The sequence below is a fragment of the Rahnella sp. BCC 1045 genome (assembly GCF_019049615.1).
In the GTDB taxonomy this organism is placed as follows: domain Bacteria; phylum Pseudomonadota; class Gammaproteobacteria; order Enterobacterales; family Enterobacteriaceae; genus Rahnella; species Rahnella contaminans.
The window spans coordinates 67,935-79,798 of sequence record NZ_JAFMOZ010000134.1; the positions used below are offsets into that span (position 1 = coordinate 67,935).

The following is an 11,864-nucleotide window of genomic DNA, read 5'->3' on the forward strand; positions in this document are numbered from 1 at the left end:
GTATAGACAAGTGAAACGGGAAGTAAACCCGGCTAAGGCCTCAGCCCGCCGGGTGTTTATGCAATACCTGACACAACAACGTTAAACGCTTACCCGCAGGGAGAGATCAGTGATCCATCGTCTGCATTGTTTCGGTACGGATTTCTTCCGTCACCCGCGCTTTCAGCGCCATAAAATCCGGTGACGTTTTCAGGGTGTAATCACGCGGATGCGGGAAATCAACGGCTATTTCTGTCTTAATCCGCCCCGGCCGCGCACTGAAAATGGCCACTTTGTTCGCCATGAAAATCGCTTCGTCGATATCGTGCGTCACGAACAGCACGGTTTTACGCGAAGATTCCCAGATCGACAGTAGCAGTTCCTGCATCATTACGCGGGTCTGGTTGTCGAGCGCACCAAAAGGTTCGTCCATCAGCAAAATTTTCGGATCATTCGCCAGCGCTCGGGCAATCGCGGTGCGCTGCTGCATGCCGCCGGACAACTGACGGGGAAAATGCTGCTCAAATCCGCGCAGCCCGACCTTATTAATGAAATAGTCGCTGCGCTCTTTTTGCGCCGCTTTGCTGACACCGCGTTCCTGCAAACCAAAACGGATGTTTTGCTCCACCGTCAGCCACGGAAACAGGGTGTAGCTTTGAAACACCATGCCCCGGTCAGCGCCCGGCCCGTCAACCAGTTCGCCATCAAGCCAGACTTCCCCGCGCGTCGGCTGATCCAGCCCTGCCACAATGCGCAAAAGCGTGGATTTGCCGCAGCCCGATGGCCCGAGAATGGTGATGAAGTCATTTTCGTTAACCTGATAATCCACCGGCAACAGCGCCTGCGTTTTCTCGCCTTTCGGGCCGGTGAAAATACGTTCCACCTGCCGGACACTCAGTTTCGGATGGCTCATCACAGCGAACTCCAGACAAACAGGCGGCGGTTTGCCGCTTTAAATAACAGGTCAGAAAGCAAACCGATGCAACCAATCACGATAATGCCGAAGATCATTTGCCCGGTATTGAGCAGCGCCTGACTGTTAACAATCATATGGCCGATGCCACTCGATGAACCGATAAGCTCCGCCACGATGACGTATGTCCACGCCCAGCCCAGCACCAGCCGCAGCAGCTCGGCAATTTCAGGCGCGGCACCCGGAATAATCACCCGGCGAACCACGCTCTGATTCGTCGCACCCAGCGTGTACGCGGCTTCGACCAGATCACGTCGCGCAGCGCCGACCGTCACGGCCACCATCAGGGTTATCTGGAAGAAGGAGCCGATGAAAATTACCAGAATTTTCTGCATTTCACCGATACCCGCCCACAGGATCAGCAGCGGAACAAACGCTGACGCAGGCAGATAACGGCAAAACGACACAAACGGCTCAAAAAACGCTTCAATCAGTTTGTACGACCCCATCAGAATGCCCAGCGGCACGGCAATGGCGCAGGCCAGAACAAAACCGCCCAGCACGCGCATCACCGTCATGCCGATATCGGTAGTGAAATCGAAATCGGTAAACAGTAAAAAGCCTTCCTGCAACATGCTGGCCGGGCTGGCCAGGAACGTCGGTGACACGAATCCGGTAAACGTTACCAGCGACCACAGGGCGAAAAACAGGACAAAAAAACAGAACCCGAGGAAACCGCGTCGCCTTGCTGCGACCGGGCGCAAAGGCACCATCATCGGGTTATGCCAGATTTTTTTGCTTGCCGGCAACGGGGTCGGCTCGCGTAAATCTGACTGCGCGTTAACGGGATGTACGGCTGCCTGAGTGACAGAACTGTTCATGTCTTTGTCCTTCATGGCTATTTCACGTACTTCGCGTCATATAAGGTATTGATGTCCGGCGTTTTACGCAGGATTTTCATCTCGGTCAGCAGGCGCGCTGCTTCGTTGGTGAAGGTGACGATTTCACCGCTGAAGAATTTCTTATTGGCATCGCGACCCTGCCAGCGCAGATAACTGGATTCTTCCGCAAACTGTTTGCCGGTTTCTTTTACCGCAGCACCCATGATTTCGTTGGATTTTTCAGGGTCTTTCTTGATCATATCCAGCGCTTCAAAGTAGCTGTTTACCAGCGCCTGTGCGGCTTGCGGGTTTTTATCCAGCCATGCAGGCGTACAACCCAGCGTATCCATCACCATCGGATAATCGAGCGTCGTGGCAAGGATTTTGCCTTTGTCCGGGCTCTGGCGGATGGTGGAAAGGTAAGGCTCGTACGTTACCGCCGCATCGTTTTGCCCGGCGATAAACGCATGTGCGGCTGCGTCCGGCCCCAGCGTCGCGAGTTTGACGTCTTTCATCGTCATGCCGTTTTTATCGAGGATCCACGCCAGCAGGAAGTAAGAAGAGGTACCCGGCGCATCGACGCTGACGGTTTTCCCTTTCAGGTCGGTAATTTTGTTAATCCCGCTGCGCACGGCAATACCGTCCGCACCGTAGGATTTATCAAGCTGCACGATCTGTTTAATCGGCACGCCGCTGGCGTTCCAGGTTAAATAGGTTTCCACCGTGGTCGCCGCGCACTGCAATGAACCGGAAGCAATCGCCAGATGACGGGACTGCTGCGGCACCATTTTCAGCGTGACTTCAAGGCCGTTCTTTTTGAAGATCCCGGCTTTATCCGCCAGCGTCAGGGGGGCAAAACCTGTCCACCCTGAGATACCAATAGCTACCGGTGTATCTGCCGCCTGCGCCGCACTGACAGCCACGCTGCCCATCGCTACAGCCAGCCCTAACAAAGACAACGAACGTTTCAGTACAGCCCTGGAAATCATGTTGCTCATCTGCCACTCCTGCCAAAGTACCTGTCGGGGGAACGCCTGAAGCGGTGAAAAACCTCAGGCAAAATACGCTACTGTATATTCTTGTCTATACAAGTCAGTCGACTGTATTAAAGCAAGCTTTGTGCCAGTTCCGGCAGAGGCCATTTTACGTCGTTTTCTGTATCACACTGCCCGGTGGCCCGGCAGCGGATGAATCAATTCGGTGCGTCGCACGCTCTTTTTTAGCGCACGGTTAACGCGTGATTTTTGCCCAGAGCAGAAGGCCGTTGTCTGAAAGCGCCGTGATTTCCACGCTTTCACCACCGTGGTGCGCATCAGCAAGAGCGGCGTGGAAAAAACCTTCTCCGCCACCAAACTGGCGACCATCCGGCCATTGCCATGTTCCGCGGATGGCATACAGCACGCCACCATCGTTAAGAGAAACACTGGGACTTTTAGCGGTGGAAATCACCTGCGCAGAACACCGGTTGCGGCGGGTCATGATATTGAAATCTGTCGTTGTTCCGCCCGGTAAGCTCGCATTCAGCGCGATGTCCCCGCTGAATGCGAAAGGCGTACCCGCTTCACTGAGATGATGATTAATTTCCGGTTCGCAAAGCAGGTGAACGCCCCCGCCGCTCAGCAACGTGATAGAGCGGTCAACGCCGGGAAATGCGGAAAACGGGCCGTCCTGCGCAATAGTGGCAATACTGGCGCGCCAGTCGAAATCGGCTTCACCCGGTGGCCAGCTGAGGATTTCACGGGTTTCTCCGCCGCCGTTTCGCCACGGGCTGACCGGTAAGTTCTCGAAGGAGAAATGCTGCCAGCTCGTCATGCGACCTCCTCTGCCAGCTGATTAAGCAGGTGCAGGAAATCTTCCGCCGCTTCCTGTTGCTGTTCATGCTGCCCGCCGATAATGCGCGCGACGCCGCCAACGAACACATCACGGATTTGCCCGATATTTCCGGCAAACAGCCAGCGGTTAAGCAACTCGCTGTCTCTGGCAGATGAAAGATAAGGATCCTGCCCGTCAAGCACCAGCCAGTCGGCGCGATAGCCTGCGGATAACTGCCCGATTGCCGCACCGCACGCCTGTGCGCCCCCCAGTAAGGCCCGGGTATACAGCACATCGCCAACGGAATTTTGCGAGGTTGTGGTCAGACGGTTCCGGCGCTGGTCACGCAGGCGCTGCCCGTATTCAAACCAGCGAAGTTCTTCCACCACGTTGAGGGAAACGTGGCTGTCGGAGCCAATTCCCCAGCGGCCAGATTGCGCGAGGTAATCCACCCCGTGGAAAATTCCGTCACCAAGATTGGCTTCTGTCGTCGGGCAGAGTCCGGCAACTGCCCCGCTGTTCGCCATGTTCGCCAGTTCAAAGCGGTCGGCGTGAGTGGCGTGGATCAGGCACCAGCGGGCATCGATGTCGAGATTGTCATACAACCAGGCGATCGGACGCTGTCCGCTCCAGCCCAGACAATCGTTCACTTCTTTTTGCTGCTCGGCGATATGGATATGCACCGGCGACTGTTTATCGCCCGCCGACAGCACCTGCTGCATTTGTTCGAGCGAAACGGCGCGCAGCGAATGGAAGCACAACCCCTGATTTTGCAGTGGCTGGTTTTTCATCTGGCTGCGGATTATGTCCTGCTGTTGCAGATAACCATCGGCCTCCTGAATAAACCGTTTTTGCCCGGTCTGCGCGGGCTGAGCGCCGAAGCCGGCGTAGGTATAAAGCACTGGAAGCATGGTCAGACCGATACCGGTTTGTGCGGCCGCATGGCTCAGATGCGCGGCCATTTCACCGCGGCTGGCATAAGGATTTCCGTTGATATCGTTGTGGAGATAGTGGAATTCGGCGACTTGTGTATAGCCACCTTTAAGCATTTCGATGTACAACTGACGGGCGATAACGCCAACCTGTTCTGGCGTCAGGCGCTGTACCATGCGATACATCAGGTCACGCCAGGTCCAGAAGCTGTCCTGCGGATCACCGGCAACTTCTGCCAGCCCCGCCATTACCCGCTGAAAAGCGTGAGAGTGCAGGTTTGGCATACCCGGCACGACCGGGCCGGAAAGGCGGATACAGCCTTGCGGATCACCACCGGGCGTCACGGCGCTCAGTGTTCCGGCGGCATCAACGTCCAGACGCACATTGTGCGACCAGCCGTGGGCAAGTAAGGCGCGTGAAGCAAAATAAGCAGGCATAACAGCGTTCCTGATCAGCAATGAGAAACATAAACGCAATTTTATAGAAACAATTGCAAAACTTTTAAGCGACTTGTCTATACATATACATATGCCTGATTGCGCTGTAAACTTGCAACAATCCTTTTTTTATAAATTTAGTTTTCCGTCACGCCTTTCCGTTTCTTTTCCTTAAGGGAAACTGGCGGACATTCCGGGAAACTTTCCAGATACCTGTGTATTTTTTGAGAGGTCAGAGACATGTCGGAGCCCACACCACTTTCTTCGCAAAGTGCAGCGCAACAGGGAGTGTCTCAGCAGACATTGTCCGAACTGGCTGCGGCCATGAGCGACACGCCCGCGCCGATTTATCAGCGCGTGAAACAGGCGATCATCGGGCAGATCCGTGCCGGTGTCTGGAAACCGCATCAGCGCGTGCCTTCTGAAAGTGAACTGGTCAATGAACTGGGCGTCAGCCGCATGACCATCAACCGTGCGCTGCGCGAACTGACCAGCGAAGGTTTTCTGATTCGCATGCAGGGCGTCGGGACGTTCGTTGCCGAAGCCAAGGCCTACACGCCAATGCTCGAAGTGCATAACATCGCCGATGAAATTGCCCAGCGCGGGCACCGCCACGACAGCAAAATTCTGGTGTGCGAAGCCCGTCTGGCCGACGCAGAACAGGCGCTTCAGTTGGGTATTGCACCGGGCGCCATGCTGTTTTATTCGCAGATTGTGCACTATGAAAACAATGTGCCTGTGCAGATTGAAGACCGTTTTGTAAACCCGGAAACCGCGCCGGATTACCTTCAGCAGGTGCTCAATAAGCAAACGCCTTACACCTATCTGATGGAAATCGCACCGCTGACTGCCGGTGAACACCGCGTTGAAGCCATCGGTGCCAGCGATGAACAGCGCGAACTTTTGCAACTCAGCGAGCATGAGCCGTGCCTCTTAATTCATCGCCGTACCTGGAGCGGCAGCCGCGTGGTGACTTCTGCGCGCCTGATTTATCCGGGCTCCCGCTACCAGCTGTTCGGACGTTTCACCAGCCACGGCTGATGCCCTTTCATGCTGCCATACCCTAATCGCGGCCGTTCCGGGCCGCTATACTTTCGTTTAAATTTTGGAAGACGTCTCGTAATAAGAAAAAACTATCGCTGGCCGCCTTGCCGGTTCTGCGGTTATGCGTTAGGTTGACTTTAGTTGTCTATACAAGATGAATTCAGCCTGGAGCCTGTCATGCCGGTAGCACCTTCCCACCGTTTGTCTTCCGAACCGCCCACTCACTGTGACAGCGTATGGCGCGGTGCCACGCTCGTTACCATGAAAGACGGGCATTACAACCTGATCGAAAACGGCGCGATTGCCGTCACCGGCGGCAAGATTGTCTGGACAGGCAGTGCCGCGGATTGCCCGGCCTTTTCTGATGCAAAACAGCACGAGTTTGACGGCGGCATCATCACGCCGGGTTTTGTCGACTGCCATACGCATCTGGTGTTCGGGGGCGATCGCAGCGCTGAATTTGAACAGCGTTTGAACGGTGTAAGTTATGCAGAAATCGCGGCAGCAGGCGGCGGAATTATCTCGACCGTCAACGCCACGCGTGACGCCACAGAAGATGAACTGCTGGCGCAGGCGTTATTTCGCCTCAAACCGCTGCTGGCTGAAGGCGTTACCTGCGTTGAGATTAAATCCGGCTATGGCCTGAGCGTGGAAAGCGAGCTGAAAATGCTGCGCGTGATCCGCAGGCTGGGCGTGATATTGCCGGTTGAGGTGAAATCCACCTGCCTTGCCGCGCACGCCCTGCCGCCTGAATTTAAGGGCCGCGCCGATGACTATATAGACCTGATTTGCGACACGTTACTGCCGGTGGTCGCCAGCGAAAACCTGGCCGATGCGGTGGATGCGTTCTGTGAGCATCTGGCGTTCTCGCCGGATCAGGTTGAACGGGTATTTAAGGCTGCTGCGGCACTGGGTTTACCGGTCAAACTGCACGCGGAGCAACTTTCTTCGCTGCACGGCAGCGCGCTGGCAGCCCGGCATCACGCACTCTCCGCCGATCATCTTGAATACGCAACGGAAGACGACGCCAAAGCCATGGCCGCCAGCGGAACGGTCGCCGTGTTACTGCCGGGTGCCTATTATTTGCTGCGCGAAACGCAGTGCCCGCCGGTAGCGCATTTCCGCCAGCATAACGTGCCGATGGCGCTGGCAAGCGACGCTAATCCGGGAACCTCTCCGGCGCTTTCGCTGCGTCTGATGCTCAATATGGGTTGCACGCTGTTTCGTCTCACACCGGAAGAGGCGCTGGCCGGGATCACCTGTCACGGCGCGAGGGCACTGGGATTACAGGAAACGCACGGCACGCTGGAAACGGGCAAAGTCGCTGATTTCATCCACTGGCCGCTGTCGCGACCGGCAGAACTGGTTTACTGGCTGGGCGGGCAGTTGCCCTGCACTATCGTTTATCGCGGAGAAATCCGGGGAGAATTTCGTTCATGAGCCTTTCAGCAGCTAACCGCATCACCGATCCTTACCATTTCATTCCCGGCACAGCACCAATACTGATCAGCATTCCCCACGCAGGCACACACCTGACGCCGGAAGTCGCCAGCGGGCTGAGTGATGCGGCCCTTCCGCTTTCGGATACCGACTGGCATATTCCGAAACTGTATGACTTTGCCCGCGCGCTGGGTGCCAGCATTCTGGTCGGCCAGTATTCGCGTTTCGTGATTGACCTGAACCGCCCGTCCGACGATAAACCGCTCTACACCACGGCTACCACCGGTTTGTATCCGGACACATTGTTTGACGGGCGCGCCACCTTTAAACCGGGTATGACGCCGACTGGCGCTCAGCGTCAGCAATATCTTGATGAAATCTGGCAGCCGTATCACCAGAAAATTCAGTCAGAACTGGCGCGGATGAAACAGGAATTCGGCTATGCGCTGCTGTTTGACGCCCATTCCATTGCCTCCGTGATCCCGCGTCTTTTCGACGGCCAGTTGCCAGATCTGAATCTCGGCACCAACAGCGGTGAAAGTTGTGCACCCGCGCTGAGTGAAATCCTCGAAAAAACCTGCCAGCAGCAGACGCGTTTCACCCATGTTCTGAACGGCCGCTTTAAAGGCGGGTACATTACGCGGGCTTACGGCCAGCCGGAAAACAATGTGCATGCCGTTCAGCTGGAACTGGCACAGGTGAATTATATGGAGGAAATTGAGCCGTTCAGCTATTCAGAGGACAAAGCCTCTGAGCTCCAGGCTTTGTTGAAGCCATTGCTGGCGGGGATGGTGTCGTGGGGATCGGAGAGGTATAAACAGGGCGCTGTTTAATCACGCTTTTTATCGCTGACGCTTGGTTTGATTGGATTGTATCAGGTGTAAGTTTCGGTTTCTCAATGGCAGTTATCACTCAGCGCCGGGTGCCGAAACCGACCAAAAGGGGAAAGTGCTTTTCCCCTTTTGGATTTCCCCACGCTTTATCAACACGCGCTCCGCTCGCAGTTTAAGAGCCCGGAATTCTCAAGGGGCGCGGCGACAGGCGCTCCTTGAGGCCCGTTTGGGCGGCAAGCCAAGGTTTTGAACTTGACCTCAGGCCAGCTCGGGCGATTAGCGCCCGATGCCCGCTCCGGCATTACTTAAAGTCCGCGTACGGCACCAACGGCTCCGGCGGCATATCCAAATCCCCCTGCCATCCGCTTAATGAATATCTCGCGTAGAGCAGATAGTGACTCGGCGTGTAATCTTTAGCCTGCTGGATGTCGATCCCGGCACCCACCGTCCAGTGGGAACTGACACGGCGTTCGACCAGCGCCTGAACCGTGTAACCAAACCCGGAACCGCTGCTGCCGGTTTCGACAGCGCCTTTGTCCGGCAGAGAATCAGGTACGAGATTCTGGATCGGATACCGCTTTTCATCGCTGGTGGATGAACGTGACCACGAAACCGAACCGCCCAGCTGCCATGACCAGTTTTCGGTGCGCTGGCGATAATTCACCGGTACCGATAAAGAGAAATACTGCTGCGGACTGTAGTAACCACCTTGCCCCAGCGTGTAGCCGCTGAGATCTTTCTGGTAATGCCACAGCATGGAGCTGAGGCCGACGGTCGCGCGGCGGTTATCTTCGTTGATAACTTTGTAGTAATAGCCCCCCATCAGGCGTTCGCGGGTGTTCTCTTCGACGTTTTCACCCGTCAGCTGATGTGCGCTGACATCTGCCCAGACGCCGTTTGCCAGCCCCTGATCGTAGCTCAGGCCCAGGCTGGCACCGGTCGCGCGTACGCCGCCCCAGGTGGTGCCGGTTCCCGGATCTTTTGCACCGGCAAAGGAAAGCAGTGAGCTTGAAACCGGACGGCGTGAAACGGTGGTCGTCCAGCCGATATCACCCCAGTCTCCGCTGTAGGCCAGCCCGCCGACCCAGTCAACGACCGGGAAGCCCAGGGGCGTAGTGCCCAGATCCCCTTTCCATTTGTCGTTTTCCCAGCCCGCACCAAGGCTGACGCCGTTGGCCGTCTGGCTGCGGTAGCTCCGGCAATTCTGATCACTACAGCTCCCGAAACTGGCTTCGTAGTTGCCGTTTTCGTTGTCGAACGTTCCCGCGTCCATACGCACCCAGTCGGCACGCAGGAATCCACGCCCCTGATAAACCGGCATATCCGCCTGGAACATGGTGGTATTAGCGGTGAGGTCGGATTTCCCCGGCGTCCCGCTGGAGGTCCAGGAATCGGTGTCCACCGTGAAGTTCACATCCTGCTGGCGGTAGAGGTCATGCGCGTCCGAGCGGATACCACGTTTCAACCAGTCATCGCTGGCGTTGTTGCGGGTCAGACGGGTGTAACTGTCGTTGTCCTGTGGCTGTTTGTCGGTGATCCCGCTGGCAATCATCGCCTGTTCGTAATCCTGACGCGCCAGTTGCGGCTGACCGAGCTGTTGCTCTACGTTTGCCGCATTGCGGTAAATCAGCGCTTTATCCTGCCCGGCAGGTTGAGTTCGTGCTGCGGTTTTCAGCGGTTGTAACAGTGCGGCGGCGCGTGAGGTTTCGCCCACGTCCAGCCACGCCATCGCGACACGCCGCTGCTGATTCAGGCTCATGCCTTTCAGATCGGCGGCTTGCAGCCGTTGTTTCGCCTGCGATTTGTTACCCGCCGCTAACGCGGTATCAATGCCGGTGAGGGTTTTATCGAGCTGAATGCGCTGCGCCATTTCGCGCATGTTGTCGTTCCACTTCGTTTCCGGCAGCGTATGCAGATGGCGAAGCGCCGCGTCGTCGCGGTCAGAACCGGAAAGATAAAGTGAATATGCGTAAACCTGTTCCGCATCCGCCGGGCGTTTTGCCGCAAGATGTGCGAAAGCGGCGTCTGCCTGTGCCGGTTCTCCGGCTTCACGCAGCGCATTGGCGTAGTGGTAGGTCGTCCAGACGTCATCCGGATTGAGTTTCAGGGCTTCGGCATAACGGTTCGCCGCCTGATTCCACTGGCGGTGAGCAACGTACTTTTCGGCCTGTGAGGTGACAATGTCACTTTGTAATCCACGTTGTTTATCAATCAGTTTGGCCTGAGATGCAGCCGGTAACGAATTGAGGTAATCGAGCGCTTTTTGCGGTGACTGACGCTGATAAATATTCACCAGCCCGCGCTGGGCGCTGCTGTTATCACGTTCCAGCCGCAGCGCATGCAAATAAGCCTGCGCGGCCTGCGGGTCATTTTTGCGCGCCACGGCGACATCACCGAGGCCAATCAGCGCCCACGGATCGCGTGAGTCGATGCGCTGCGCCTGTTTGTACGCCGCTTCGGCCTGATCAAGCCGGTTGGCTTTAAGCGCGTTGTCGCCCTGACTGATTTTCAGCCAGTAACTGTTGGTCTGGATCAGACTGGTCCATTTACCGGAATTATAACCGTCAGTTTCGGCGGCTTTGGCCCGCTCGAAAAGATTCAGCGCCTGCTGGCGGTTACCGGCGCGGGAATACGCCAGCCCCATTGCGCCCAGCACTTCGGCATCATTCGGTTTGGCCTGCAACGCCTGCTTAAGCGGAGCGATCGCGCCGGTTGAACCGCCGTTGCTGACCTGCGCCAGCCCGCGAACGCGCGCCTGATAATGAGGATCGGCCAGCAAACCCTGCTGACGCTGAAGTTCCTGCTGTGCCGCAATCACCTGCGGGCCGGTATCAAACGTGGCAATAAACTGTTGCAGCGCGTCAACGCTGGCATTGCTTACCGGCTGATCTTTGATTTTCGCCAGCCACAAATCAGCGGCGGGTGAACGCCCTTCATTGGTGGCGGCAATCTGTTTCACCAGAACCACGGCTTTGGCGTTATCGCCTTGTTCAAAGGCCATCTGCGCCAGCTGTAAACGCAACTGCACATCGCCTGGATACTGGTTATTTAGCGCCAGTAACTGCGCCTGTGCACGCGCTTTTTGCCCAGGAAGGCGGGCAACCAGTTGCCAGTATTCCACGGCCAGATCTAAGGTTGGCGGCTGGCCATCAAAGAGCTGATCGTACTGCGCTTTCGCTTCATCCAGACGCCCTGCCGTGGCCAGCAAACGCGTCTGCTGGAGTTTTTGCTGCATCTCCGGCGAGGCGATCTTCAGGCTCAGCTGCGCCTGACGGTATTCGTCAGAACCCGGCGCCACCTCTTTAATTCTTTCCAGCTGTTGCTGCGCTTTAACCTGGTCGCCTTCCCGCAGGGAAAGGCGAAGACGTGCGGACAACACTTTTGGATTTTTTGGATCCATTAATTCCAGACGAAACAGCGACTGACGCACCAGATCGTCCTGATGGCTGGCCTCCCCGACGCGGACCTGTTCCAGCAACCACTGCTCGGGGGAAACCACCGGCGCCGAAATTGACGGCGCGGCGAGCAGAGCAAGCCCGAGCGTCAGGGCCAGCCGGTTGAAGATAAACGGTATTCTACGACGCGTGTTCAC

Annotated in this window: 9 protein-coding genes; 3 read left to right on the forward strand and 6 right to left on the reverse strand. The window is 56.6% G+C overall.

The window, feature by feature from the left end; all coding sequences use genetic code 11:
* Positions 1-106 precede the first annotated feature (106 nt).
* The 5 genes from J1782_RS17170 to J1782_RS17190 form a co-directional block, all read right to left on the reverse strand.
* The gene (locus J1782_RS17170) at positions 107-892 is read right to left on the reverse strand and encodes an ABC transporter ATP-binding protein (protein WP_165057476.1); all 786 of its coding nucleotides are present in this window, start codon (positions 890-892) and stop codon (positions 107-109) included.
* Entirely contained in the window at positions 892-1,773 is an 882-nt protein-coding gene (locus J1782_RS17175; protein WP_217153585.1) for an ABC transporter permease, read from the reverse strand. Before J1782_RS17175 ends, J1782_RS17170 begins: the two co-directional genes overlap by 1 nt.
* A gap of 17 nt (positions 1,774-1,790) precedes the next feature.
* Positions 1,791-2,771 (reverse strand): ABC transporter substrate-binding protein, encoded by a 981-nt coding sequence (locus J1782_RS17180; RefSeq protein ID WP_217153586.1) that lies wholly within the window; start codon positions 2,769-2,771, stop codon positions 1,791-1,793.
* A 232-nt stretch (positions 2,772-3,003) separates the two neighbouring features.
* The gene (locus tag J1782_RS17185) at positions 3,004-3,585 is read right to left on the reverse strand and encodes a HutD family protein (RefSeq protein ID WP_217153587.1); all 582 of its coding nucleotides are present in this window, start codon (positions 3,583-3,585) and stop codon (positions 3,004-3,006) included.
* Positions 3,582-4,955 carry a formimidoylglutamate deiminase gene (locus J1782_RS17190; RefSeq protein WP_217153588.1) on the reverse strand — a complete coding sequence of 458 codons (1,374 nt, stop codon included), beginning with the start codon at positions 4,953-4,955 and terminating at the stop codon, positions 3,582-3,584. Before J1782_RS17190 ends, J1782_RS17185 begins: the two co-directional genes overlap by 4 nt.
* A gap of 240 nt (positions 4,956-5,195) precedes the next feature.
* On the opposite strand from J1782_RS17190, the gene hutC reads away from it, so the two are divergent.
* The 3 genes from hutC to hutG all read left to right on the forward strand — a co-directional run bounded on the left by hutC (position 5,196) and on the right by hutG (position 8,272).
* Positions 5,196-5,996, forward strand: coding sequence for a histidine utilization repressor (gene hutC, locus J1782_RS17195; RefSeq protein WP_152326179.1), 801 nt, complete (start codon positions 5,196-5,198; stop codon positions 5,994-5,996).
* Between the two features lie 180 nt (positions 5,997-6,176).
* On the forward strand, positions 6,177-7,439 hold the full coding sequence (gene hutI / locus J1782_RS17200; protein ID WP_371819792.1) for an imidazolonepropionase: 1,263 nt from the start codon (positions 6,177-6,179) through the stop codon (positions 7,437-7,439).
* Entirely contained in the window at positions 7,436-8,272 is an 837-nt protein-coding gene (gene hutG / locus J1782_RS17205; RefSeq protein ID WP_217153589.1) for an N-formylglutamate deformylase, read from the forward strand. Before hutI ends, hutG begins: the two co-directional genes overlap by 4 nt.
* Before the next feature lie 301 nt (positions 8,273-8,573).
* On the opposite strand, the gene J1782_RS17210 is transcribed toward hutG, so the two are convergent.
* Positions 8,574-11,864 (reverse strand): cellulose biosynthesis protein BcsC, encoded by a 3,291-nt coding sequence (locus J1782_RS17210; RefSeq protein ID WP_371819793.1) that lies wholly within the window; start codon positions 11,862-11,864, stop codon positions 8,574-8,576.